The sequence below is a fragment of the Pseudomonas sp. R4-34-07 genome, assembly GCF_003852375.1.
Lineage (GTDB): Bacteria > Pseudomonadota > Gammaproteobacteria > Pseudomonadales > Pseudomonadaceae > Aquipseudomonas.
Map to the genome: position 1 here is coordinate 4,997,380 of NZ_CP027760.1, position 25,270 is coordinate 5,022,649.

20 protein-coding genes and 2 tRNA genes are annotated in these 25,270 nt (G+C 58.3%); 3 read left to right on the forward strand and 19 right to left on the reverse strand.

Annotation, left to right across the window (positions count from 1 at the left end; genetic code table 11):
• Positions 1–69: 69 nt before the first annotated feature.
• Positions 70–1,086 carry a class I SAM-dependent rRNA methyltransferase gene (locus tag C4J85_RS23015; protein ID WP_124405304.1) on the forward strand — a complete coding sequence of 339 codons (1,017 nt, stop codon included), beginning with the start codon at positions 70–72 and terminating at the stop codon, positions 1,084–1,086.
• An 87-nt stretch (positions 1,087–1,173) separates the two neighbouring features.
• Positions 1,174–4,107, forward strand: coding sequence for a DUF748 domain-containing protein (locus C4J85_RS23020; protein WP_124410794.1), 2,934 nt, complete (start codon positions 1,174–1,176; stop codon positions 4,105–4,107).
• A gap of 294 nt (positions 4,108–4,401) precedes the next feature.
• Here the strand turns inward: C4J85_RS23020 and C4J85_RS23025 are convergent, their stop codons facing one another.
• The 16 genes from C4J85_RS23025 to rlmE form a co-directional block, all read right to left on the reverse strand.
• Entirely contained in the window at positions 4,402–5,022 is a 621-nt protein-coding gene (locus tag C4J85_RS23025) for a BON domain-containing protein (protein ID WP_124368377.1), read from the reverse strand.
• 295 nt (positions 5,023–5,317) lie between these two features.
• Complete coding sequence (pnp, locus tag C4J85_RS23030) at positions 5,318–7,423, reverse strand: polyribonucleotide nucleotidyltransferase (RefSeq protein ID WP_124368378.1); 2,106 nt, start codon at positions 7,421–7,423, stop codon at positions 5,318–5,320.
• Positions 7,424–7,617: 194 nt separating this feature from the next.
• Positions 7,618–7,887, reverse strand: a complete 270-nt coding sequence (gene rpsO, locus C4J85_RS23035; RefSeq protein ID WP_003176135.1) for a 30S ribosomal protein S15 — start codon at positions 7,885–7,887, stop codon at positions 7,618–7,620.
• 114 nt (positions 7,888–8,001) lie between these two features.
• Positions 8,002–8,919 carry a tRNA pseudouridine(55) synthase TruB gene (gene truB / locus C4J85_RS23040; protein WP_003176136.1) on the reverse strand — a complete coding sequence of 306 codons (918 nt, stop codon included), beginning with the start codon at positions 8,917–8,919 and terminating at the stop codon, positions 8,002–8,004.
• A gap of 3 nt (positions 8,920–8,922) precedes the next feature.
• The gene (gene rbfA / locus C4J85_RS23045) at positions 8,923–9,318 is read right to left on the reverse strand and encodes a 30S ribosome-binding factor RbfA (protein ID WP_003176137.1); all 396 of its coding nucleotides are present in this window, start codon (positions 9,316–9,318) and stop codon (positions 8,923–8,925) included.
• Between the two features lie 159 nt (positions 9,319–9,477).
• Complete coding sequence (infB, locus tag C4J85_RS23050) at positions 9,478–11,994, reverse strand: translation initiation factor IF-2 (protein WP_124364436.1); 2,517 nt, start codon at positions 11,992–11,994, stop codon at positions 9,478–9,480.
• A 27-nt stretch (positions 11,995–12,021) separates the two neighbouring features.
• Complete coding sequence (gene nusA / locus C4J85_RS23055) at positions 12,022–13,503, reverse strand: transcription termination factor NusA (RefSeq protein ID WP_057725019.1); 1,482 nt, start codon at positions 13,501–13,503, stop codon at positions 12,022–12,024.
• Between the two features lie 47 nt (positions 13,504–13,550).
• Positions 13,551–14,009 (reverse strand): ribosome maturation factor RimP, encoded by a 459-nt coding sequence (gene rimP, locus C4J85_RS23060; RefSeq protein ID WP_164484568.1) that lies wholly within the window; start codon positions 14,007–14,009, stop codon positions 13,551–13,553.
• 140 nt (positions 14,010–14,149) lie between these two features.
• Positions 14,150–14,226: transfer RNA gene (locus C4J85_RS23065), tRNA-Met, on the reverse strand.
• A 96-nt stretch (positions 14,227–14,322) separates the two neighbouring features.
• Positions 14,323–14,408: transfer RNA gene (locus C4J85_RS23070), tRNA-Leu, on the reverse strand.
• A gap of 21 nt (positions 14,409–14,429) precedes the next feature.
• On the reverse strand, positions 14,430–14,813 hold the full coding sequence (gene secG / locus C4J85_RS23075; RefSeq protein ID WP_010206600.1) for a preprotein translocase subunit SecG: 384 nt from the start codon (positions 14,811–14,813) through the stop codon (positions 14,430–14,432).
• A 4-nt stretch (positions 14,814–14,817) separates the two neighbouring features.
• Positions 14,818–15,573, reverse strand: a complete 756-nt coding sequence (gene tpiA, locus C4J85_RS23080; protein WP_124410795.1) for a triose-phosphate isomerase — start codon at positions 15,571–15,573, stop codon at positions 14,818–14,820.
• Between the two features lie 66 nt (positions 15,574–15,639).
• Positions 15,640–16,977 (reverse strand): phosphoglucosamine mutase, encoded by a 1,338-nt coding sequence (gene glmM, locus C4J85_RS23085; protein ID WP_124368380.1) that lies wholly within the window; start codon positions 16,975–16,977, stop codon positions 15,640–15,642.
• A gap of 16 nt (positions 16,978–16,993) precedes the next feature.
• Entirely contained in the window at positions 16,994–17,845 is an 852-nt protein-coding gene (gene folP / locus C4J85_RS23090) for a dihydropteroate synthase (RefSeq protein ID WP_124408190.1), read from the reverse strand.
• Positions 17,846–17,853: 8 nt separating this feature from the next.
• The gene (gene ftsH, locus C4J85_RS23095; RefSeq protein ID WP_124364440.1) at positions 17,854–19,764 is read right to left on the reverse strand and encodes an ATP-dependent zinc metalloprotease FtsH; all 1,911 of its coding nucleotides are present in this window, start codon (positions 19,762–19,764) and stop codon (positions 17,854–17,856) included.
• Positions 19,765–19,964: 200 nt separating this feature from the next.
• Positions 19,965–20,615, reverse strand: coding sequence for a 23S rRNA (uridine(2552)-2'-O)-methyltransferase RlmE (gene rlmE / locus C4J85_RS23100; RefSeq protein ID WP_032862906.1), 651 nt, complete (start codon positions 20,613–20,615; stop codon positions 19,965–19,967).
• 105 nt (positions 20,616–20,720) lie between these two features.
• Here rlmE and C4J85_RS23105 point away from each other — a divergent pair, with 105 nt between their 5' ends.
• Positions 20,721–21,029, forward strand: a complete 309-nt coding sequence (locus C4J85_RS23105) for a YhbY family RNA-binding protein (protein ID WP_124364441.1) — start codon at positions 20,721–20,723, stop codon at positions 21,027–21,029.
• A gap of 9 nt (positions 21,030–21,038) precedes the next feature.
• On the opposite strand, the gene C4J85_RS23110 is transcribed toward C4J85_RS23105, so the two are convergent.
• From C4J85_RS23110 to carB, 3 genes are read right to left on the reverse strand one after another with little or no spacing between them, the layout of a single operon-like run.
• Complete coding sequence (locus C4J85_RS23110; RefSeq protein WP_124364442.1) at positions 21,039–21,443, reverse strand: MFS transporter; 405 nt, start codon at positions 21,441–21,443, stop codon at positions 21,039–21,041.
• A gap of 28 nt (positions 21,444–21,471) precedes the next feature.
• On the reverse strand, positions 21,472–21,948 hold the full coding sequence (gene greA / locus C4J85_RS23115) for a transcription elongation factor GreA (RefSeq protein ID WP_124364443.1): 477 nt from the start codon (positions 21,946–21,948) through the stop codon (positions 21,472–21,474).
• Complete coding sequence (carB, locus tag C4J85_RS23120) at positions 21,945–25,166, reverse strand: carbamoyl-phosphate synthase large subunit (protein WP_124371892.1); 3,222 nt, start codon at positions 25,164–25,166, stop codon at positions 21,945–21,947. Before carB ends, greA begins: the two co-directional genes overlap by 4 nt.
• Positions 25,167–25,270 lie beyond the last annotated feature (104 nt).

Consider the following 25,270-nt stretch of genomic DNA (forward strand, 5'->3'; position numbering starts at 1 on the left):
TGTTCAGGCCGGGGCTGTTAAACTGCGTGCCCCCTTTGTACTCATTTACCCGCAAGCAAGGCGCGCTCCATGACTCCCTTGAACCAGGCGCTGCGCGCCGCTCTCGATCATCGCCAAGACCTGATCAGTGAACTGCATGCCCAAGGCACCGATTGCTACCGTTTGTTCCACGGCAGCCAGGAAGGCGCCGGCGGCCTGACAATCGACCGCTACGGTCCGCAATTGTTGGTGCAGAGCTTTCACCAATCCCTGCAAAGCGCTGAGCTGTTGGACCTGCACCAACTGATCAACCACTACATGGGCCTGGAGTTACTGCTGGTATACAACGACCGCTCCCGTGGCAATTCGCGCATCGACCGTGAAGACGCGGTATACCGCGCCGAACCTGCCGCACTGGAAGACCTGGTCGGTCACGAATGGGGCCTTAACTACCGTGTGCGTGGACGGCATGCCGGGCAGGACCCGCTGCTGTTTCTCGACCTGCGCAACACCCGTGGCTGGGTCAAGGACCACAGCGCCGGTAAAAGCGTGCTCAACCTGTTCGCCTACACCTGCGGCGTCGGCTTGAGCGCCGCTGCCGGTGGCGCACGCGAGGTCTGCAACCTGGACTTTGCCGAGGGCAACCTGGCCGTAGGGCGCGAGAACGGCCTGCTTAATCCGCACGTGCCGACGATGGAATTCGTGCAGTCCGATTATTTCCCTGCCATTCGCCAGCTGGCCGGCCTTGCGATCACCCAGCGCCGTGGCCAGAAACTGCCGAGCTATCCGCGCCTGGAACAGCGTCAATATGACTTGGTGCTGCTCGATCCCCCCGCCTGGGCCAAAAGCGCGTTCGGCACCGTCGACCTGTTGCGCGACTACCAAAGCCTGCTCAAGCCGGCATTGTTAGCCACCGCCGATAATGGTGTGCTCATTTGCTGCAATAACCTGGCGAAAGTGAGCATGGAGGACTGGCGTGAACAGGTGCTGCGTTGCGCGGAAAAAGCCGGCCGCCCTGTACGCGATTGGCAGGCCATGGCGCCGGGAGCCGACTTTCCGTCGAAAGATCAGCAACCTCCGCTGAAGACCCTGATCCTGCAATTGTAGGAAGTTTCCCAAGCCCCGCGGTTCTTCGGAACCGAAATCCCGTGCCATACTCCAAGGCACTCTCGTTCGACATAGATGGCGTCACCCATGCCCAAAGGATTGATCCGCGCCCTAGGCGCCTTGTTGACCGCCCTTGCGTTGTACAGCTTGCTGGGCTTCCTGATTCTGCCCGGCATTGCCCTTCGCATTGCCAACCAACAGTTGGCCGATTACGCGACGGTACCGGCGCGTATCGAGCGTATCGAGCTCAACCCGTTCAGCCTGGAGCTGACGCTATGGGGCCTGAAAGTTGGTGAACCGGGCAAGGAACAGTTGGGTTTCGAGCGCCTCTACGCCAACCTGCAGATCGACAGTCTCTGGACCCGCGCCCTGCACCTGGCCGATGTGCAACTCGATCAGCCCAAGACCGAACTGCTCTTCGACAAGTCCGGTCAACTGAACCTGGCGCAGTTGTTCAAGTTGCCGCCGAGCGAACCAACCCCCGCCGACCCCGATGCCAAGCCTTTCCCGCTGCGTATCGACAGCATCAAGCTGGCGCGCGGTTATGTGCACTTCCAGGATCTGCGCCCCAGCGAACCCATCGAATTTCTCTACGACACACTCGACTTCGAGCTGAAAAACCTCAGCACCTTGCCGGAAGATAACGCCGACATGACCCTGGTGGCCGCCGGCCCCGAGGGTGGGCAGATCGACTGGAAAGGCAACTTCAGCCTGGTACCGATCACTTCCGAAGGCTCGCTGAAAGTCACCGACGGCAAGATGAAAGCCTGGTGGCCGTACGTGCGCGATACCTTGCCGCTGGTGCTCGAGGACGGTGTGCTCAATTTCAGCACCGACTATAAATTCAGCCTGGCCAAAGAGACCGAACTGAACCTGACCAACACCGCCGCCAGCATCGCGCCCTTTGCGATCAAGGCGCCGGATGGCCGGCCCTTGGCACGCCTGGAACGCCTGGACGTCAGCGAGACCACGGTGGACCTGGCCAAACAGAAGGTGGTGATCGGCAAGATCCGCAGTAACAAGCTGGAAACCTGGGCTGCCCGCGAAGCCGATGGGCAACTCGATTGGCAAAAGCTGTTCGCCAGCCAACCCGGCAAACCGGCCAAGCCCGCTGAGCCCGCCTCCGCGCCAGCCACGGCCGATTCGCCTGAAGCGCAACCGGCTGCGCCGAACAAACCCTGGCAAGTGCTGCTCAAGGATGTGCAACTGCGCAATTACCAAGCGCACTTGGCTGACCGTCAGTCCAACCCTGCGGTAGCACTGGAGCTGGGCCCGTTGAACGTCGACGTGCAGAACTTCGACAGCCTCAACCAGAGCCCTTTTAGCTTGAAGGTCGACACTGGCCTGGGCAAGCAAGGCAAGATCCAGGCAACCGGCGAGGTCAACCTGAACCCGGTCAGCGCCAAGCTGAAGGTGAACACCCAGGACATCGACCTGCGCGTCGCCCAAGCCTACATCAGCCCGTTCATCCGCCTGGAGCTGCGCAGCGGCATGCTCGGCAGCAACCTGGACGTGAACCTGAAAAGCACCGAGCCGCTGGCCCTCCAGGTCACCGGCCGGGCGCAGATAGATCAGCTGCACACCCTCGACACCCTCAAGTCCCGCGACTTCCTCAAATGGCAGCGGCTGGTGCTGGAAGGCGTCAATTACCAGCATGGCGACAGCCTGACGATCGACAAGGTCAACCTGCTGCAGCCCTATGCGCGCTTCATGATCAACGATGACCGCACCACCAACATTGACGACCTGCTGATTCCACAGCCGGCCGACAGCGGTACCAAGCCAGCGGCCAAGTCGGCATCAAGCAAAGACAAGCCGCTGGGCATCCGCATCGGCCAGATTGCGATCAACGACGGCTCGGCCAATTTCGCCGACTTCAGCCTCACACCCAACTTCGCCACCGCGATTCAACAACTCAACGGCCAGATCGGCACCATTGACAGTCGCCAGGCCAAGCCGGCCAGCGTCGACATCAAGGGCAAGGTAGACCGTTATGCGCCAGTGACCATCAAGGGCAGCGTAAACCCGTTTGACCCCATGGCAGCGCTGGACATCGCGACCAGCTTCAAACGCGTCGAGTTGACCACCCTGACCCCGTACTCGGGCAAATTCGCGGGTTTTCGAATCCGCAAGGGTCGCCTCAACTTGGACTTGCATTACATGATCACCAAGGGCCAGTTGAAGGCCGAGAACAAGGTGGTGGTCGAGCAGCTGCAACTGGGTGAGAAGGTCGACAGCGCCGATGCCGTAGACTTGCCGATTCGCCTGGCAATTGCCCTGCTCAAGGACAGCGACGGCAAGATCTCCATCGAATTGCCAGTCACCGGTGACCTGAACAACCCACAATTCAGCGTGATGCCGATTGTGTGGCAAACCCTGCGTAACCTCGTGGTGCGCGCAGCGACGGCACCCTTCAAGTTCATTGGCGGGCTGGTTACCGGCGGGGGCTCGGAAGACCTGGGTAATGTGTCGTTCGCCGCAGGCTCAAGTGAATTGAATAAAGACGCCGAAGGCGCCCTCAACACGCTGGCCAAGGCACTCAAGGAACGCCCTGCCCTGCGCCTGGAAATCGAAGGGACCGCAGCGGCCAGCAGTGACGGCCCGTTGCTGGCCGCACAACGGCTGGAGCGTGAGTACCAGTACAACTACTACAAAATCCTGCAGCGTCGTGGCGATAAAGTCCCGGCCCAGGCGTCATTGCTTGTCGTGCCGGAGAAGGAAAAGCCGCCTTTGCTGGAGGGCATCTACCGTACCCGTTTGAAACAGCAACCACCGGCCGAATGGAAAGACCTGAGTAACGATGAGCGCACAGCGAGGCTCAAGGACGGCGTGATCAAGTTCTGGAGTGGCAGTGACGTGCTGCTGCGCCAGCTGGGCCAGGACCGCGCCAGTACCATCAAGGACTATCTGGTGGATAAGGCGCAGCTGGAAGACGACCGCGTGTACTTCATTGATGCGCAGTTGGGGCAGGCTGAGAAGGATGGTCGGGTCGTGACGCCGATGCACTTGGATGCCGAGTAACCCTAAGCTCACCTAAAACAAGATGTGGGAGGGGGCTTGCTCCCGATTGCGGTGTAACAGTCGACATATCATTGACTGACCTACCGCTATCGGGAGCAAGCCCCCTCCCACATTTTTCAATCCTCGTCTGGCCGGCAAATTATTGCGCACCAAATAGAACAGGCCCCGACACAAGTGCCGGGGCCTGTAATGACCACATCCGTGTGGTCGGTCGCATGAACTCCAGAGGTGCATGGGATGGATAACTAACTCACCCCACGCCGCCGCCATTCAGTTCAGACGAAACCTGCAGCGTTACTCTGCTTTCAGGCCATCGGCCGAAACAGCTTTAACGCCTTTGATTTTCTTGGTGATCGCAACAGCCGTTTCTTTCTGCGCTGCGGTTACGGCGGTAGGGGACGACAGGGACACAACGCCTTTGTTGGTTTCAACCTTGATGTCGGTGCCAGGAATACCTTTCTCGGTAACCAGGTCAGCCTTCACTTTGGTGGTGATCCAAGTGTCGCTAGTCGCCTCTCCAGCGTTATGGGCTGCGCCTTTGGTTTTGTCGATACCGTCAGCCTTGGTAGCGCCGCCAGCCAGCAGGCCGTCTGCAGAAACAGCAGTCACGCCTTTGATTTTCTTGGTGATCGCTACAGCGGTCGCTTTCTGCGAGTCCGAGATAGCTACGTCGGAAGACAGGGAAACCACGCCTTTGTTGGTTTCAACCTTGATGTCCGAACCTGGGATGCCTTTTTCAGTCAGCAGGTCAGCTTTGACTTTGGTGGTGATCCAAGTATCCGAAACGCTTTCCTTAGCCTGGGTCGCTTCACCAGCCGCCAGGGTCATAGGGGCTTGGGAAGTCTGAGCAAAGGCTACGTTAGCACCCATGGCCAGAGTCAGAGCGGTAGCAGTAGCGAGAGCGAACTTCTTCATACGAGTAACTCCTGTTTTATTAAAAGACTGCAGTACGTAAATCTTGGTGCTGCAGCGCTACCAGGGATATTGCAGGCAGTGTGCCAAGTCGCCAGTCAGATAAAAACCCTTATAAAACAATAAGTTAAAAAACATCGCCATTTTCGAAATCGTGCAACTTGCATGAAGGTCATCGTGACTGCATGCAAGTTGCGGCTTTTGTGATGGGCTAAACAGCTGATTCTGCTTCACTTTCTCGCACGCATAAAAAAGGACTCCGCAGAGTCCTTTCTTTCAGCGTAAAGCTTGCGGGTGATTAAACGCCCGAAGCCTTGGCTGCTGCTACGTCCTTGATGGACAGTTTGATACGGCCGCGGTTGTCCACGTCCAGTACCAACACTTCCACTTCCTGGCCTTCTTTCAGAATGTCGGTCACTTTCTCAACGCGAGCGTCGCTCAGCATGGAGATGTGCACCAGACCGTCTTTGCCCGGCAGGATGTTGACGAAGGCACCGAAGTCGACGATGCGCTCAACCTTACCGACGTAGATCTTGCCGATTTCGGCTTCAGCGGTGATGCCCAGGACGCGCTGACGTGCAGCTTCAGCCGCTTCCTTGGTTTCGCCGAAGATCTTGATCGAACCGTCGTCTTCGATATCGATCGAGGCCTTGGTTTCTTCACAGATTGCACGGATCGTCGCGCCGCCTTTACCGATGACATCACGGATTTTGTCGGTGTCGATTTTCATCGCGATCATGGTCGGAGCATTTTCCGACAGCTCGGTACGCGACTGACCAATGATCTGGTTCATCTGGCCGAGGATGTTCAGGCGCGCTTCCAGGGCTTGGCCCAGAGCGATTTCCATGATCTCTTCGGTGATGCCCTTGATCTTGATGTCCATCTGCAGCGCGGTCACGCCTTTGGCGGTACCGGCTACCTTGAAGTCCATGTCGCCCAGGTGGTCTTCGTCGCCCAGGATGTCGGTCAGGATGGCGAACTTCTCGCCTTCCTTAACCAGGCCCATGGCGATACCGGCAACTGGCGCCTTCATCGGCACACCAGCGTCCATCAATGCCAGCGAAGCACCGCAAACGGAAGCCATGGAGCTGGAACCGTTGGACTCGGTGATTTCCGATACAACACGAATGGTGTACGGGAACACGTCAGCGGCCGGCAGCATGGCCTGGACCGAACGACGGGCCAGACGGCCGTGACCGATTTCGCGACGACCAGCGCCACCCATGCGACCACACTCGCCCACCGAGAACGGAGGGAAGTTGTAGTGCAGCATGAACGGGTCTTTCTTCTCGCCTTCCAGGGTGTCCAGCAGCTGTGCGTCACGGGCGGTGCCCAGCGTCGCGACTACCAGGGCCTGGGTTTCACCACGGGTGAACAGCGCCGAACCGTGAGTCTTCGGCAAAACGCCGACTTCAATGTTCAGCGGGCGTACGGTGCGGGTGTCGCGACCGTCGATACGCGGCTTGCCGTTCACGATGTTTTCGCGAACGGTGCGGTATTCGATTTCGCCGAAGGCTGCTTTGACTTCGCTGGCGGAAGGCTGGCCTTCTTCACCGGACAGCTTGGCCACGACCTGTTCCTTCAACTCGCCCAGGCGAGCGTAACGGTCGGCCTTGACGGTAATGGTGTAGGCATCGGAGATGGCAGCGCCGAATTCTGCGCGGATAGCGCCCAGCAATTCGGTGGCTTCAGGCTGTGGAGCCCAGGCCCAAGTTGGCTTGGCAGCTTCGGCAGCCAGTTCTTTAACGGCGTTGATCACAACCTGGAACTCGTCGTGAGCAAACAGTACGGCGCCCAGCATCTGGTCTTCGGTCAGCTCTTTGGCTTCCGATTCAACCATCAATACCGCTTCCGAAGTACCGGCAACGACCATGTCCAGGCTCGAAGCCTTCTGCTGCTCGTAAGTCGGGTTCAGCAGGTAGCCGGTGCTTTCGTGGAACGCAACGCGGGCAGCGCCGATCGGGCCATCGAAAGGAATGCCGGAGATGGCCAGTGCAGCCGAAGTACCGATCATCGCAGCGATGTCCGGATCGGTTTTCTTGCTGGTGGAAACGACGGTGCAGACAACCTGCACTTCGTTCATGAAGCCTTCTGGGAACAGCGGACGGATCGGACGGTCGATCAGTCGGGAAGTCAGGGTTTCTTTCTCGGAAGGACGGCCTTCGCGTTTGAAGAAACCGCCAGGGATCTTACCGGCAGCGTAAGTCTTTTCCTGGTAGTGAACGGACAGAGGGAAAAAGCCTTTGCTCGGGTCAGCGGTCTTGGCGCCAACAACGGTCACCAGTACGGTAACGTCGTCGTCAACGGTAACCAGCACTGCGCCGGAGGCTTGACGGGCGATACGGCCTGTCTCGAGGGTAACGGTCGACTGACCGAACTGGAATTTTTTGATAACCGGGTTCACGGTGTCCTACCTTCTTTGTGGCTCTTGGGGAACTTGTTTTCTTGCGAAATTCTTGGGCAACGTCGGGAATCGGCCCAACCTTTGTCCAGGGTAAAACGTGTATCCAGATAAAACTTGAGGCTGGGAGCCTGCCATGGGCCAGCGGGAATCCCACTGACACACGGCAGACAACCAACCTCTAGCGCAATCGCTGATTAGCGACGCAGACCCAGGCGACCGATCAGAGCCTGATAACGACCCAGATCCTTGCCTTTCAGGTAGTCCAGCAGCTTACGGCGCTGGTTTACCATGCGGATCAGACCACGACGGGAGTGGTGATCTTTACCGTTGGCCTTGAAGTGACCTTGCAGTTTGTTGATGTTGTGGGTCAGCAGTGCAACTTGCACTTCTGGCGAACCAGTGTCACCAACAGCTTGCTGATAGTCAGCTACGATTTGTGCTTTTTCTTGAACGTCGAGAGCCATGAGGCAATCCTTTTTTCAGGAAACCACCCAGGGGTAGTTTCAACAGGCCAGGGACAAATCCCTGTATCTAAAAATGAGTGTTGACCATGCCTGTTAACAGCCACACTCGTTCGGTCATTCTGACCGAATCAGTCGACGCGGCGCGATGCGCCCGTCTTCGCTCACTTCACCGATACCGATGAAACGACCGTTATGATCCTGTACTCGCACCATGCCGAACTTCGGGGCATCCGGGGCGCGTACCGGCTGGCCGTTGAGCCAGTAGAACGCGCTGTGTTCCGAGAAGTGCAGCAATGGCCAATCCAGCAAACCGCTGTCCGATGGCATCAGGAAGCGATCTACCGCTTCGTTGCCGCCTTCGGCGTGTACCGCTTCGAGCTCTTCCAGCGTGACCGTCTGGGCCAGGGTGAAAGGGCCGGCCTGTGTACGTCGCAGTTCGGCAACGTATGCGCCACAGCCCAGTTGCTCACCAATATCTTCCACCAGGGTACGGATATAGGTGCCTTTGCTGCAGTCCACGGCCAATCGGGCGGTGTCACCTTCACAGGCGAGCAATTCCAGCCGGGCAATAGTAACAGAACGCGGTTCACGCTCCACCACTTCACCCGCACGTGCCAGCTTGTAAAGAGGTTGCCCGTCACGCTTGAGAGCCGAGTACATCGGCGGTATCTGGCTGATTTGCCCACGGAAAGCGGGTAAGGCAGCCTCGATATCGGCACGACCAACGGTCACGTCGCGAACTTGCAGAACATCACCTTCGGCGTCGGCCGTGGTGGTGGTCTTGCCCAGTTGCATCAGGGTTTCATAACCCTTGTCGGAATCGAGCAGGTATTGCGAGAACTTGGTCGCCTCGCCAAAGCACAACGGCAGCACGCCGGTAGCCAGCGGGTCGAGGCTACCGGTGTGCCCGGCCTTTTCGGCGTTGAGCAGCCAGCGAACCTTCTGCAACGCGGCATTGGAGGTAAAGCCAATGGGCTTGTCGAGCAGAATGATGCCACTGACGTTACGGCGGATACGTTTGACCTGAGCCACCGCTTACTCCTTGGCGTCTTCAGGTGTGGACGGATGCTGGCTGTCTTCAGCCACGGCGCGCTCGATCAGTGCCGACAAATGTGCGCCACGTACGACGCTTTCGTCGTAGTGGAAGTGCAACTGCGGAACGCTGCGCAATTTCATTTCACGGGCCAACTGCATGCGCAGGAAACCTGCGGCCGAGTTGAGCACCTTGATGCTTTGCGCGATTTCTTCGCTGTTGTCCTGGCCCATCACGGTGATGAAGATTTTGGCGTGACCCACGTCACGGCTCACTTCAACGGCGGTGATGGTGACCAGGCCAACGCGCGGGTCTTTGACTTCGCGACGGATCAGTTGAGCCAGCTCACGCTGCATCTGATCGCCGATACGTTGGGTACGGCTGTATTCTTTTGCCATGTCTTGTTACCTGTTGCTGCCACACGGTGAAACCCGTGGGGTCTGAAAGCGGCAAACGCCCGGCCTGACAAAAGCCAGACCGGGCGTTGCGTTTAGAGTCCGTACGCTGCGCGGGGCATTTGCATGCCCACACGCGGCGTGGCTCCGGAAGTGCGCGAGTTAGAGGCTGCGAGCAACCTGGACCTTCTCGTAGACTTCGATCTTGTCGCCAGGCTTGACGTCGTTGTAGCTCTTGACGCCGATACCGCATTCCATGCCGGCACGTACTTCGGAAGCGTCATCCTTGAAGCGGCGCAGGGATTCCAGCTCGCCTTCGAAGATAACGATGTCTTCACGCAGTACACGGATTGGACGGTTACGGTGCACAACACCTTCAATAACCATGCAACCGGCGATCGCGCCGAATTTCGGCGAGCGGAACACGTCACGCACCTCGGCAACACCCAGGATATTCTCCCGAACGTCGCTGCCAAGCATGCCGGTAAGGGCTTTCTTGACGTCTTCGATGATGTCGTAGATGACGTTGTAGTAACGCATGTCCAGGCCTTCCTGCTCGACGATCTTGCGAGCGCCAGCATCGGCACGCACGTTGAAGCCGAACAGTACAGCGTTGGAAGCCAGTGCCAGGTTGGCGTCGGATTCGGTGATACCACCGACACCGCCACCGACAACGCGCACTTGCACTTCGTCGTTACCCAGGCCGTTCAAGGCGCCGTTCAACGCTTCAAGGGAACCGCGTACGTCAGATTTGAGGACGATGTTAAGCGTCTTCTTCTCTGCCTGGCCCATGTTCTCGAAGATGTTTTCCAGCTTGCCGGCGTGAGCACGAGCCAGTTTGACTTCGCGGAACTTGCCTTGACGGAACAGAGCCACTTCACGGGCTTTCTTCTCGTCGGCAACCACGCTCATCTCGTCGCCAGCGTCCGGGGTACCGTCCAGGCCGAGGATCTCGACAGGGATGGAAGGACCGGCTTCCTTGATTGGCTTGCCGTTCTCGTCGAGCATGGCACGCACGCGGCCATAGTTCGAACCGACCAGCACCATGTCGCCTTGGCGCAGGGTACCGTCTTGAACCAAGACGGTTGCAACCGGGCCGCGACCTTTGTCGAGACGCGATTCAACCACAACACCACGACCTGGAGCCGATGGAGTTGCTTTCAGTTCGAGTACTTCAGCCTGCAGCAGGACTGCTTCGAGCAGTTCGTCCACGCCAGTACCGACCTTGGCCGAGACCGAAACGAACGGCGTATCACCGCCCCACTCTTCGGATGTCACGCCGTGAACCGACAGTTCGCTACGGATGCGATCGAGATCGGCGCCCGGCTTGTCGATTTTGTTCACTGCAACAACCAGTGGAACGCCAGCGGCCTTGGCATGCTGGACAGCTTCAATGGTCTGCGGCATCACGCCGTCGTCCGCTGCAACGACCAGGATCACGATGTCAGTCGCCTTGGCACCACGGGCACGCATTGCGGTAAACGCGGCGTGACCTGGGGTGTCGAGGAAGGTGACCATGCCGCGCTCGGTTTCAACGTGGTACGCACCGATGTGCTGGGTGATACCACCGGCTTCGCCAGCAGCTACCTTGGCACGACGGATGTAGTCGAGCAGGGATGTCTTACCGTGGTCAACGTGGCCCATTACGGTCACAACTGGCGCACGGGAGAACGTCTCACCTTCAAACTTCAGGGACTCGGCCAGGGAATCTTCCAGGGCGGTGTCGCTGACCAGGGTCACTTTATGGCCCAGTTCTTCGGCTACCAGCTGAGCAGTTTCCTGATCAAGCACCTGGTTGATGGTCGCTGGAGTACCCAGTTTGAACATGAACTTGATGATTTCAGCAGCCTTGACCGACATCTGATTGGCGAGATCGCCAACGGTGATGGTCTCGCCGATCTGCACATCACGCACGACAGGGCCGGTTGGGCTCTGGAAACCGTGGGCGTTGCGTTTTTTCAGCTTGGCCTTGCCGCGACCACCGCGACGGAAGCTATCGCTCTCTTCGTCAGTAGTACGTGGGGCAACGCGTGGAGCAGGCGCTTTCTCTTTGACCGAGGCACGATGTGGAGCGTTTTTACGCTCGCCATCGCCACCACCACCGCGACGATTGTTATCGTCGGCACGCGGTTTGTCCGGACGACGAGGTTCGTCGCGCTTGCGGGCATCTGCTGCAGGAGCAGGTGCGGCAGCCACCGGAGCGGCCTCACGCACAGCTTCAACAGGAGCGGCAACCGCGTCAGTGTTAGCAGGTTGCGCAGCAGTAGGCTGGCGACGCGCTTCTTCTTCGGCGCGACGCTTGGCTTCTTCTTCAGCCTTCTGACGAGCAGCATTTTCTACTGCGCGACGCTCTTCAAGTTCGCGTTTGCGCTCGGCTTCGATTTCTTCCGGGCTGCGCTGTACGAAGACTTTCTTCTTGCGTACTTCAACGCTGATGCTCTTGCTACCCGCTACACGCAGGGTGCTGGTGGTTTTGCGCTGCAATGTAATCTTGCGCGGTTCTTCCACTTTCGCCTTGTGGCTGCTCTTCAAGTGAGTCAGCAAAGACTGCTTCTCACTATCGCTCACACCTTCATCGGCGGCGGTGTGCGGCAGACCTGCCTCACGCATCTGCTGCAACAGGCGCTCTACCGGTGTTTTGACCTCATCGGCCAGTTGTTTCACCGTGACTTGCGTCATGCACTTCTCTCCTCAGGCCGCGCCTAATTACTCGAACCAATGGGCTCGGGCGGCCATGATCAACTTGCCGGCACGATCTTCGTCAATGCCGTCGATGTCGAGCAGATCGTCAATAGACTGCTCGGCCAGGTCTTCGCGGGTAATTACGCCGCGCACCGCCAGTTCCATCGCCAAATCCTTGTCCATACCCTCAAGCGAGAGCAGGTCTTCGGCCGGATGGGCGTCTGCCAGCTTTTCCTCAGTAGCGATGGCTTTAGTCAACAAACGATCCTTGGCCCGAGCGCGAAGCTCGTTGACGGTGTCTTCGTCAAAGCCGTCGATGTTGAGCATTTCTTCCAACGGTACGTAGGCAATCTCTTCCAGGCTGGTGAAGCCCTCATCTACCAGCACCTGAGCCAGGTCTTCATCGACTTCCAACTCTTCGATAAAGTTGCGCAGGATGTCGCCGGTTTCAGCTTGCTGCTTAGCCTGGATGTCCGATTCGGTCATCACGTTCAGGGTCCAACCGGTCAGTTGGCTGGCCAGACGCACGTTCTGACCACCACGACCAATGGCCTGAGCCAGATTGTCTGCGCCAACGGCGATGTCCATTGCATGGGCATCTTCGTCAACGATAATTGCCGCCACTTCAGCTGGCGACATGGCGTTGATCACGAACTGCGCCGGGTTATCGTCCCACAGGACGATGTCCACACGCTCACCGCCCAACTCACCCGACACTGCCTGGACGCGCGAACCGCGCATACCAATGCAAGCGCCCTGCGGGTCGATGCGTTTGTCCTTGGAGCGGACCGCGATCTTGGCGCGCGAACCCGGGTCGCGGGACGCAGCCATGACTTCGATCAGGCCTTCGGCAATTTCCGGCACTTCGATACGGAACAGCTCGATCAGCATTTCCGGCGCGGTACGCGACAGGATCAACTGAGGGCCGCGGTTCTCGGTGCGGATTTCCTTGAGCAGCGCACGCAAGCGCACGCCGACACGGAAGGTTTCGCGAGAAATGATGTCTTCACGGGCCAGCAACGCTTCAGCGTTGTTGCCCAGGTCGACGATCACGTTGTCGCGGGTGACTTTCTTCACGGTGCCGGAGATGATTTCACCCAGGCGCTCGCGATAGGCATCGACGACTTGAGCACGCTCGGCTTCGCGAACCTTCTGCACGATGACCTGCTTGGCGGTCTGTGCAGCGATACGGCCGAACTCGATCGATTCGATCTTCTCTTCGACGACATCACCGACGTTGGCGCCAGGGTGCGTTTGCGCAACCTTGCTCGGCCAGGTTTCAATCGCCGGATCATCAAGATCGGCTTCTTCGACGACCGTCCAGCGACGGAAAGTCTCATAGGCACCGGTGTGGCGGTTGATTTCCACACGCAGATCAACTTCATCTTCGAAACGCTTTTTGGTCGCAGTGGCCAGGGCCAGCTCCAGCGCTTCAAAAATCACGTTTGCCGGTACGCCCTTTTCATTGGATACCGACTCAACAACCAGCAGTACTTCTTTGCTCATCGTACGCCTCGCCTTTCGCAAGCCATTGGATCCGCGGGATCCGCGTCTCAGCCAAAACTGGGAATAATGTTGGCCTTGTCGATCATATCGATCGGCAACAGGAACTCATGGTCTTCTACCTGCACCACGACATCCTGCTCTTCTACACCGCGCAGAAGGCCCTGAAAGTTGCGTCGCCCCTCGAAGGGGGAGCGCAGCTTGATCTTCACTTGTTCACCGGCAAATTTTGCAAACTGCTCAATAGTGAACAGTGGGCGTTCCATGCCTGGCGAGGAAACTTCAAGGGTGTATTCAACGGCGATTGGATCTTCAACATCCAGGACACCGCTGATCTGACGGCTGACAATGGCACAATCGTCCACCAGCACGCCGCCCTCTTTATCGATATAAACGCGCAACATTGAGTGGCGACCTTGAGCCGAAAACTCAATACCCCAGCATTCATAGCCTAGGGCCACGACCACCGGGGCCAGCAAGGCCTGCAACTCTTCTAGCTTGCTCGACACCTGAACCCCCTCGTGCATGTATGTGCATGCTGTGCAAAATAAAAAAATGGGCGAAACGCCCATCCTTGAAACGCCGTCGAACAGCGGCGTTGAAAGTGTCCAGCTAACAAAAAGCCCCTTAAAAGGGGCTCCGCTAAAACTGGTTGCGGGGGCCGGATTTGAACCGACGACCTTCGGGTTATGAGCCCGACGAGCTACCAGACTGCTCCACCCCGCGACAAAGCTGGGGCGGAAGTATACGACCGATCCCTTACAGGGTCAATGTAACCTTCCACCTACAAGAAAGCCCGCAACAGCGGGCTCTCCTGATAATTGGTACCGAGAAGGGGACTCGAACCCCTACACCCTATGGGCACAACCACCTCAAGGTTGCGTGTCTACCAATTCCACCACCTCGGCAATACAGCGTTTACAACCTTCTTACTTCTGCTCTTGAGCTGGAGGCACGTCAGTCGCTGGAGTAGCCGACTTTTGCTCTTGAAGCACCGGGACATCATCAGAAGCCGGTTTTGCTTTTGGTACTTCCAACACTGCTGGATTTGGCAAACCTACTTGAGTCAGCACATGAGCTTTCTCTTTAGCAAAGTAACCTAACCCTAAGCTGGTTATGAAGAAACCGGCGGCAAGTATAGCAGTAAACTTACTAAGAAAGGTAGAGGAACCTTGGCTTCCGAATACAGTATTTGAAGCACCTGCACCGAAAGACGCACCAGCATCCGCACCTTTGCCCTGTTGCAACAAAACCAGGGCAACTACGCCCAGGGCAGCCAACAGATGAAAAACGACTACGACTGTTTCCAGCATTTTTTCAGTTTCCCGCGGCGCGACAGATCGCACCGAACTCATCTGCATTCAGGGAAGCTCCACCAATGAGCCCCCCATCGATATCCGGCATGCCGAACAGTTCGACCGCATTGGCCGCCTTCACGCTGCCGCCGTATAGAAGACGCACACCTTGTGCGACTTCAGAATTCTCTGCCGCCAACTGCGCGCGGATGGCTGCGTGCACATCCTGCGCCTGTTGCGGTGTAGCAGTCAGCCCGGTGCCAATGGCCCAGACCGGCTCGTAAGCAATGACCGCTTTTGCAAATGCACCGACACCCAGCTCTTCGATGATGCTGCCCAGCTGACGCGAGACAACTTCAAGTGTCTTGCCCGACTCACGCTGCTCAAGGGTTTCCCCAATGCACAACACTGGAACCAAGCCACAAGCCTGTGCCGCTGCGAACTTGCGGTTGAGGGTTCCATCACGCTCGCCCATCATCTGACGACGCTCGGAGTGCCCGACAAGCACATAGGAACAACCCGCATCAACCAGCTGACTCGGCGAAATCTCACCGGTCAACGCACCTTGCATGGGCTCCACCGCAGAGTTCTGCGCGCCGACCTGAATCGACTTACCCTTCAAGCCATCAACCACTTGGTTGATATGCAAGCAAGGCGGGAACACCGCGACATCAACACCGCCAGGCAAGGCCAAGTGACGAAGGCCATTGATCAGCTCAGCGACACTGGCGCGGGTACCGTGCATCTTCCAGTTACCAGCTACCATAGTGCGACGCATGCTGTACCCCGTCGGTCAAAGTGGGCGCAGATGTTACCCAACCACATCACCACTGGCAAGCCGAATTCAGGCGCAAACTTCAGTTACCAGTTTTGCCAGGTCTTCGGCATGGCCGCGAACCTGTGTTTCGTCCTCGCCCTCGACCATCACCCGCACCAGAGGCTCTGTGCCGGACTTGCGCAATAACACACGCCCACGCCCGGCCATCGCCTGGGTCACGCGCTCGCACGCTTCTTTGACAGAAGGGTGCTCGATCGGGTTTGCGCCACCGGCGAAACGCACGTTGAGCAGTACCTGCGGACACTTGCGCAGCGCCTGTCGCGCTTGGGCCAGGCTTTCCTGACGGCGACGCAAGGCCAGAAGCACCTGCAGCGCAGCGATGATAGCGTCGCCCGTCGTGGTGTGCTGGAAGCACACGACGTGACCCGAATTCTCGCCACCCACCAGCCAGTTGCGCTCCAGCAGCTCGGCGATCACATAACGATCACCGACATTGGCCCGAATAAACGGAATGCCCAGCTCCGCCAACGCCAACTCAAGCCCGAGATTACTCATCAGGGTGCCAACGACGCCGCCCTGCAGCTTGTTACGCTCATGCAAGTCTCGGGCAATGATGAACAGCAGATCATCGCCATCCACGATCATGCCGGTGTGATCCACCATGAGTACGCGGTCGCCATCGCCATCGAATGCGATGCCCAGGTCCGCGTGCTCAGCCAGAACGGCCGCCTGCAACTGCTCCATGTGCGTGGAGCCGCAGTTGTCGTTGATGTTCAACCCGTTAGGCTGGGCCGACAGCACGGTGACCTGCGCACCGAGCTCCTTGAATACGCTCGGCGCCACTTTGTAGGTCGCACCATGGGCGCAATCGACGACGATCTTCAGCCCGGCAAAACTGGTGCTGCTCGGAACGCTGCTCTTACAGAACTCGATGTAGCGGCCGGAGGCATCATTGATGCGCGACACCTTGCCCAGCTTGCTGGACTCCACCACCGTCATCGGCGCATCCAGCAGCTCTTCGATCATCAACTCGATCTCGTCCGGCAGTTTGGTGCCCTGCCCCGAGAAAAACTTGATGCCATTGTCGTCATGGGGATTGTGCGAAGCACTGATCACGATACCGGCTTCAGCGTGAAAGGTACGCGTCAGGTAGGCGATCGCCGGCGTCGGCATGGGGCCTAGCAGCATTACATCGGCGCCGGCAGCGGACAACCCGGCCTCCAGCGCGGATTCAAACATGTAGCCCGAAATACGCGTGTCCTTGCCAACCAGGATGCGGCACGCGCCCATGCTGCGGAACGCCATACCTGCCGCCCAACCCAGCTTGAGCATGAAATCCGGCGTAATCGGGTATTCACCGACCCGACCACGGATACCGTCGGTGCCAAAATATTTTTTAGTCATGAGTGCTCCATCATTCTTATTCGGCTGATTCTACAGCGGCAATCATGCGCACCACGTCCATCGTCTCGGCGACGTCATGCACACGCAAAATACGAGCGCCCTTGGTCACGGCAAGCGCAGCCAGCGCGAGGCCGCCAAACAAGCGCTCACCCACCGGGCGATTCAAGGCCTGCCCTATCATGCTCTTGCGCGAAACGCCGACCAACAGGGGCCGACCGAGGGCATGCAGGGCTTCCATATGTTTGAACAGGCTTAAATTATGTTGCAGGGTCTTGGCGAAGCCAAACCCCGGATCAAGGATGATCTTTTCAGGACCAATGCCCACGCTGGCGCACTGAGCGACCCTGTCGGCAAGAAAACCACAGACTTCGCCCACCAGATCGTCGTAGTGCGGATTATCCTGCATATTGCCGGGTTCGCCCAGCATATGCATCAGACATACCGGCAGGCCAGTCGCCGCAGCAGCGTCGAGAGCACCGTCACGCCGCAACGCACGCACATCATTGATGAGCCCCGCCCCCAGGCGCGCAGTCTCACGCATCACTGCCGGCGTTGATGTATCCACGGAGATGATCACATCCAGCTCCCGGGCAATGCGCTCGACAATCGGCGCCACCCGCTCCAGTTCCTCCACAGGAGAAACGGCGCGAGCCCCAGGCCGAGTCGACTCGCCGCCGACATCGATCAGCGTTGCACCGGCAGCCACCATCGCCTCTGCATGACGCAACGCGGCATCCTGCTGGCTGAAGCGGCCACCATCGGAAAACGAGTCTGGAGTGACATTAAGAATGCCCATGACATGTGTATGGGCCAAATCAAGAACCCGGTTGCCGCAAGGCAACCGGGTGGAGGACGACGCGAAAATCATTTCAAACCTTAGTGGTCAGCTGCAGGGCCGCCGATCGGGGCTTCAGGACGCTCATTCTGCACCACTGGCGGAGTGCCCGAGGTACCCGAACCACCTTCCCAATCGCGCGGCTCCCGAGGGGTACGACCGGCCATGATGTCGTCGATCTGATCGGCATCAATGGTCTCGTACTTCATCAGCGCATCTGCCATCGCGTCCAGCTTGTCGCGATTGTCGGTGAGGATCTGCCTGGCCGTGCCGTAGCACTGGTCAATGATGCTGCGCACCTCGGAGTCGATCAGCTTGGCTGTCTCACCCGAGAAACTGGCGCTTTGACCGCCACCGCCACGGCCCAGGAATACCTCGCCTTCTTCCTCGGCATACATCAATGGACCGAGTTTTTCCGACAAACCCCACTTGGTCACCATATTTCGTGCGATCTGGCTGGCACGCATGATGTCGTTGGAAGCGCCGGTAGTCACCCCGTCGAAGCCCAGGGTCATTTCTTCTGCGATTCGACCGCCGTACAGCGAGCAGATCTGGCTGATCAGCGCACGCTTGGAGAGGCTGTAGCGATCCTCTTCCGGCAGGAACATCGTCACACCCAACGCACGACCGCGTGGAATGATCGACACCTTGTAGACCGGGTCATGCTCAGGCACAACGCGGCCAACAATGGCGTGACCGGCCTCGTGATAGGCGGTGTTCTGTTTTTCTTTCTCGGACATGACCATGGATTTGCGCTCAGCGCCCATCATGATCTTGTCCTTGGCCAACTCGAACTCTTTCATTTCAACGATGCGCTTGCCGGTGCGGGCCGCGAACAACGAAGCCTCGTTCACCAGGTTGGCAAGGTCGGCACCGGAGAAGCCTGGCGTACCACGGGCAATCACGCCCGGAGCCACGTCGTCGCCCATCGGCACTTTGCGCATGTGGACTTTAAGGATCTGCTCGCGACCACGGATGTCCGGCAAGCCCACGACCACCTGGCGGTCGAAACGGCCTGGACGCAGCAGCGCAGGGTCCAATACGTCCGGACGGTTGGTTGCGGCAATGACGATAATGCCGTCATTCATCTCGAAACCATCCATCTCCACCAGCAACTGGTTGAGGGTCTGCTCACGCTCGTCATGACCGCCGCCCATGCCGGCGCCACGGTGGCGACCAACAGCGTCGATTTCGTCAATGAAGATGATGCATGGCGCGTGCTTCTTGGCCTGTTCGAACATATCGCGAACACGGCTGGCACCGACGCCGACAAACATCTCGACAAAGTCAGAACCGGAAATGGTGAAGAACGGCACCTTGGCTTCGCCGGCAATCGCCTTGGCCAGCAAGGTTTTACCGGTACCCGGCGGGCCGACCATCAGCACGCCGCGAGGAATACGCCCGCCCAGGCGCTGGAACTTGCCCGGATCGCGCAGGAACTCGACCAGTTCACCCACTTCTTCCTTGGCTTCGTCGCAACCGGCGACATCCGCCAGGGTCGTTTTCACCTGGTCTTCCGAGAGCAGACGTGCCTTGCTCTTGCCGAAGCTCATCGGCCCGCCCTTGCCTCCCGCACCACCTTGCATCTGGCGCATGAAGAACATGAACACGGCGATAATTACCAGGATCGGGAAGCTGGCTACCAGGAGCTGGGTCCAGATGCTCTGCTGCTCAGGCTGCTTGCCTTCCACGACGACCTTGTTGTCTACCAGGTCGCCGATCAGACCGTTGTCCTGAATGGCCGGACGAATGGTCTTGAAGCTGTCGCCATCGACACGTTTGCCGGTAATCACATAGCCATCAACCGCTACGCGCTCGACCTTGCCATCCTTAACTTGCTGGATGAAGTCGGAATAGTTGAGGGTCTGCGGCTCGTTAGGGCTGGAGAAGTTGTTCATCACCGTCACCAGGACAGCCGCGATGATCAACCACAGGATCAGATTCTTTGCCATATCGTTCAATTAACTACCCTCTGAAGCAAGCTCCGCTACTGGCGCGCGCTTCGCATGATATTCACCGGCCTAACTTACTACATTACCTACACCACTGGCAGGCGCCGTCTGTAACCCTTTGTGAAACTTTAACTACACAATATTCGTAAAGCTTCGTGACGAAAGCGATATAAAAAAACCTATCGCCCTCCTCCAATTCCTCAAAAACGCTCTTCGCTCGCCGCGCCTTCCACACCGCGAAAGCCGCGGCAGAGCAGGTATTGCTCACGGGACCTGTCCCGGGAAGAGTCAGGTTTACGCGTTTGAACCTTATCAAACAGCTTGCGGATGTTCTTGTGGTACTCATCAAACCCTTCGCCCTGGAAGACCTTGACCAGAAAATCACCACCCGGACGCAACACCCGTCCAGCCAGATCCAGTGCCAATTCGCACAGGAACATGGCGCGCGGCATATCAACAGCCGGTAATCCACTCATATTGGGGGCCATGTCGGAAATCACAAGGTCTACCTGCGAATTTCCGACGGCCTCGAGGATCTGCGCGAGCACGGCGTCCTGAGTGAAGTCCCCGTGAACAAAGGTCACATCGGGGATGCTGTCCATTTCCAGGATGTCGGAAGCGATCAACCGGCCCTGCCCACCAATCAGACGACTGGTCACCTGGGACCAGCCTCCGGGAGCAGCGCCCAGGTCGATAACGCTCATGCCAGGCCGGATCAGTTTGTCCTTGTCCTGGATCTCCAGCAGCTTGTAACTGGCCCGGGAACGGTAGCCGTCCTTCTGCGCCTTTTTGACGTAAGGATCGTTGAAATGTTCTTGTAGCCACTTAAGGCTGGTTTTGGAACGGGCCACGGGCCACCTCGAAAATAAAACGGGTCGTGATTAACTGGGCGGTCCCGGACTCGCTCGGGTAAACTGGCCGCCGCTTTTTACAAGATCAGACGCAGGGGTCAGATTATGCCGCTCACTCAAGAGCAGAAGAAACAGTACAAATCCATTGGCCACCATTTGAAACCAGTTCTGATTGTGGCAGACAACGGTTTGACTGAAGGTGTGTTAGCCGAGTTCGAACGCGCACTCAATGATCATGAACTGATCAAGATCAAGGTCAATATCCTTGATCGCGAAGCGCGCCTGGCCGCCATTGCAGAACTGTGCAAGGTTGGCAAAGCGGACCTGGTTCAGGTTATCGGCAAGATGGCGCTGCTGCATCGCAAGAACTTCAACGTCAACAAGCAACTGTCGAACGTTCATCGCTTCAAATGATGACAAGGGTCAAGGGCGTGCTTCGCGCGCCCCGCCGCTCCATCCCGGCGCAGGCTGTATCGCCAGCACCAAGCCAGAAAACCCTAGCACAAGATAGCTGAACAACTGCCAGCGCAACGCTTGCGGCAGCCATACATGCACAATGCAATACATTGCGCACGCATACAGTGCCATCAACAGCAGTTGGCCGCGAATATCCCGCCACAAACTCCCCAAGCCTTCAGCCTTGACCAGCACCAACGCCTGGAGCGTCACGCATGCTGCGGCAAAACTCACCAGCAACGTAGTCAGCAAGCCATCGATCTCATCGATCAGCAAGGGTGCCAGGCCTATTAAACCCAGCGCCGGCAACACGCCAATATGCAACAACCATAGGCCACCCACCCAAAGCATCTGGGAAAGTTGCCACAGCATGGCGCCCGCACGAAGCGGGCGCCGTCTTTCAGATGTGACGAACTTCGACAATCTCGTACTCGATCACGCCACTCGGCGTTTTCACGGCAACCACGTCGCCTTCTTCCTTGGCAATCAGGGCGCGGGCCAGCGGCGAACCAACAGAGATCTTGCCGAGTTTGAAGTCAGCCTCGTCTTCGCCCACGATTTGGTAGACAACGCGCTCATCCGTCTCCACGTTGGCGATTTCCACCGTGGTGCCGAAAATCACCTTGCCGGTGTGCGGGATGGTCGTGACGTCGATGATCACCGCATTCTGCATACGGCCTTCGATATCACGGATCCGCGCCTCGACCATACCCTGCTGCTCGCGAGCAGCGTGGTATTCGGCGTTTTCCTTCAAATCACCCAGCTCGCGGGCCGTACCGATGTCCTGGCTCAGCTTTGGACGTACGACCTTGGTCAGATGGGCGTGCTCCTCTTCCAGGGCCTTGGCGCCCTGGACGGTCATTGGGTATTTGATCATGCCTTCAATCCTGCGTGTAGATCCTGCAAGCGACGCACGGTCTTTTCCGGACCGAACTTGAGCGCTTCGCAGATGGCTTCGCCTGCAGCAATGGTGGTGGTGCAGTAGATCTTGTGCTGCAAGGCATTACGGCGAATGGAGTAGGAGTCCGCGATCGACTGGCGACCTTCGGTGGTGTTGATGATCAGCGTGACTTCGTCGTTCTTGATCATGTCGACCACGTGCGGACGGCCTTCCGTCACCTTGTTCACGCGACGTACTTTCAGGCCGGCAGCTTCGATCAGCTTGGCGGTCCCGGCGGTAGCCACGACATCAAAGCCCAAGTTGATCAGATCACGGGCCACACCCGCAACCAGTGGCTTGTCGTCATCACGCACGCTGATAAACGCAGTACCGCCGGTCGGCAGCACTTCGCTGGCACCCATCTGGGCCTTGGCGAATGCTTCGCCGAAGGTGTCACCCACGCCCATCACTTCACCGGTGGACTTCATCTCTGGGCCCAGGATCGGGTCCACGCCAGGGAACTTGGCGAATGGGAACACCGCCTCTTTCACACTGTAGAAGTTCGGAATGATTTCCTTGGTGAAGCCGATTTCCTTCAGGGTCTTACCGGCCATCACGCGCGCAGCGATCATGGCCAGGGACACACCGATGCACTTGGACACGAACGGCACGGTACGCGAAGCGCGCGGGTTGACTTCGATGACATAGATGTCTTCGCCTTGCAGCGCCAACTGTACGTTCATCAAGCCGACCACACCCAGCTCCAGGGCCATTTTCTTGACCTGTTCGCGCATCTCGTCCTGGATATGCGCAGGCAACGAGTAAGGCGGCAGCGAGCAGGCGGAGTCACCGGAGTGAACGCCAGCCTGTTCAATGTGCTGCATGATCGCGCCGATCACCACATCAGTGCCGTCACAAACCGCGTCCACGTCCATTTCGATGGCGCAGTTGAGGAAGTGGTCGAGCAACACAGGACTGTCGTTGGACACTTTCACCGCGTCACGCAGGTAGCGCTTGAGTTCGTCTTCTTCGTAGACGATCTCCATCGCACGGCCGCCCAGTACGTAGGACGGACGCACCACCAGCGGGTAGCCGATCTTGCTGGCTGCGCGGATGGCTTCGTCTTCGCTGCGCACGGTGGCGTTCGGCGGCTGGCGCAGGTTCAGGCGCTCAACCATTTGCTGGAAGCGCTCGCGGTCTTCAGCGCGGTCGATGGCGTCCGGGCTGGTACCGATGATCGGCACGCCAGCCGCTTCCAGGGCACGCGCCAGTTTCAACGGGGTTTGCCCGCCGTACTGGACGATTACGCCTTTTGGCTTCTCGACGCGGCAGATTTCCAATACGTCTTCCAGCGTTACCGGCTCGAAGTACAGGCGGTCGGAAGTGTCGTAGTCAGTGGAAACCGTTTCCGGGTTGCAGTTGACCATGATGGTCTCGTACCCGTCTTCGCGCAGTGCAAGGGCGGCGTGTACGCAGCAATAGTCGAACTCGATGCCCTGGCCGATACGGTTCGGACCACCGCCCAGGATGATGATCTTGTCGCGGTCCGACGGTGCGGCTTCGCACTCTTCCTCATAGGTGGAGTACATGTACGCGGTGTCGGTGGCGAACTCGGCTGCGCAGGTGTCAACGCGCTTGTAGACCGGGAAGATATCCAGCTTGTGGCGATGGGTACGCAGGTTCTTCTCGGTTACACCCAGCAGCTTGGCCAGGCGTTGGTCGGAGAAGCCCTTGCGCTTGAGGCGGAACATCAGGTCGCGGTCGATCGACGAAAGACCGAGGGTCTTGACCTTCTCTTCTTCCTTGATCAGATCTTCGATCTGCACCAGGAACCATGGGTCGATCATGTTCATGCCGAAGATATCTTCGACGCTCAGGCCAGCGCGGAAAGCGTCAGCCACGTACCAGATACGCTCGGCGCCCGGCACGGTCAGCTCGCGCTTGAGGATGCTCATGCTTTCTGGGTTGCTCAGGTCGAGCTTTTCGTCCAGGCCGCAAACACCGACTTCCAGGCCGCGCAGGGCTTTCTGCAGGGATTCCTGGAACGTGCGGCCGATTGCCATGACTTCACCGACAGACTTCATCTGGGTGGTCAGGCGCGCATCAGCCTTGGGGAATTTTTCGAAGGCAAAGCGCGGCAGCTTGGTCACAACGTAGTCGATGGACGGCTCGAAGGAGGCCGGCATGGCGCCGCCCGTGATTTCGTTTTGCAGCTCATCCAGGGTGTAACCGATCGCCAGCTTGGCAGCGATACGCGCAATCGGGAAACCGGTGGCTTTTGAGGCCAGCGCCGAAGAACGCGATACACGCGGGTTCATCTCGATCACGACCATGCGGCCTGTGTCCGGGCAGATGCCGAACTGGACGTTGGAGCCACCGGTTTCAACGCCGATCTCACGCAATACCGCCAACGAGGCGTTACGCATGATCTGGTATTCCTTGTCCGTCAGGGTCTGCGCTGGAGCCACGGTGATCGAATCACCGGTGTGCACGCCCATCGGGTCGAAGTTTTCGATGGAGCAGACGATGATGCAGTTGTCCTTCTTATCGCGGACAACCTCCATCTCGTATTCCTTCCAGCCGATCAGGGATTCGTCGATCAGCAGCTCTTTGGTCGGCGACAGGTCCAGGCCACGGGCGCAGATTTCTTCGAACTCTTCGCGGTTGTAGGCAATGCCGCCACCGGTGCCGCCCATGGTGAAGGACGGACGGATAATGCACGGGAAGCCGAGCTTTTCGAGAACGGCGTTGGCCTCTTCCATGCTGTGGGCGATACCGGAGCGCGGGCAATCAAGGCCGATGGACTTCATCGCCTTGTCGAAACGCGAACGGTCTTCAGCCTTGTCGATGGTGTCGGCGTTGGCACCGATCATCTCTACGCCGAACTTTTCCAGGACGCCTTCGCGCTCCAGGTCCAGGGCGCAGTTCAGTGCGGTCTGGCCACCCATGGTCGGCAGCAGCGCGTCCGGACGCTCTTTCTCGATGATCTTGGCAACGGTCTGCCATTTGATCGGTTCGATGTAGGTGGCGTCGGCCATGGCCGGGTCGGTCATGATGGTGGCCGGGTTGGAGTTCACCAGGATGACGCGGTAGCCCTCCTCGCGCAGGGCTTTACAGGCCTGGGCGCCGGAGTAGTCGAATTCGCAGGCCTGGCCGATCACGATCGGGCCAGCGCCGAGAATCAGGATGCTTTTTATGTCTGTACGTTTTGGCATGGGTTTGTCACTCAAATCCGCAGGTCAGTCGGCAAGCCGTCTTGAACAATCCTTGAAGAGCCCGCGGGGGCCACCGAAGTCAGGGGCCGCCCGCACGCCGCTCA

Excerpts from the sequence above, each read along its gene's own strand:
- C4J85_RS23015 (WP_124405304.1), top strand. The coding sequence starts at position 70 with ATGACTCCCTTGAACCAGGCGCTGCGCGCCGCTCTCGATCATCGCCAA.
- C4J85_RS23020 (WP_124410794.1), top strand. The coding sequence starts at position 1,174 with ATGCCCAAAGGATTGATCCGCGCCCTAGGCGCCTTGTTGACCGCCCTT.
- C4J85_RS23025 (WP_124368377.1), bottom strand. The coding sequence starts at position 5,022 with ATGAAGAAGTTCGCTCTCGCTACTGCTACCGCTCTGACTCTGGCCATG.
- rpsO (WP_003176135.1), bottom strand. The coding sequence starts at position 7,887 with ATGGCTCTCGACGTTCAAGAAAAAGCACAAATCGTAGCTGACTATCAG.
- rbfA (WP_003176137.1), bottom strand. The coding sequence starts at position 9,318 with ATGGCAAAAGAATACAGCCGTACCCAACGTATCGGCGATCAGATGCAG.
- infB (WP_124364436.1), bottom strand. The coding sequence starts at position 11,994 with ATGACGCAAGTCACGGTGAAACAACTGGCCGATGAGGTCAAAACACCG.
- nusA (WP_057725019.1), bottom strand. The coding sequence starts at position 13,503 with ATGAGCAAAGAAGTACTGCTGGTTGTTGAGTCGGTATCCAATGAAAAG.
- secG (WP_010206600.1), bottom strand. The coding sequence starts at position 14,813 with ATGCTGGAAACAGTCGTAGTCGTTTTTCATCTGTTGGCTGCCCTGGGC.
- tpiA (WP_124410795.1), bottom strand. The coding sequence starts at position 15,573 with ATGCGTCGCACTATGGTAGCTGGTAACTGGAAGATGCACGGTACCCGC.
- glmM (WP_124368380.1), bottom strand. The coding sequence starts at position 16,977 with ATGACTAAAAAATATTTTGGCACCGACGGTATCCGTGGTCGGGTCGGT.
- folP (WP_124408190.1), bottom strand. The coding sequence starts at position 17,845 with ATGATTTTCGCGTCGTCCTCCACCCGGTTGCCTTGCGGCAACCGGGTT.
- ftsH (WP_124364440.1), bottom strand. The coding sequence starts at position 19,764 with ATGGCAAAGAATCTGATCCTGTGGTTGATCATCGCGGCTGTCCTGGTG.
- C4J85_RS23105 (WP_124364441.1), top strand. The coding sequence starts at position 20,721 with ATGCCGCTCACTCAAGAGCAGAAGAAACAGTACAAATCCATTGGCCAC.
- C4J85_RS23110 (WP_124364442.1), bottom strand. The coding sequence starts at position 21,443 with ATGCTGTGGCAACTTTCCCAGATGCTTTGGGTGGGTGGCCTATGGTTG.
- greA (WP_124364443.1), bottom strand. The coding sequence starts at position 21,948 with ATGATCAAATACCCAATGACCGTCCAGGGCGCCAAGGCCCTGGAAGAG.
- carB (WP_124371892.1), bottom strand. The coding sequence starts at position 25,166 with ATGCCAAAACGTACAGACATAAAAAGCATCCTGATTCTCGGCGCTGGC.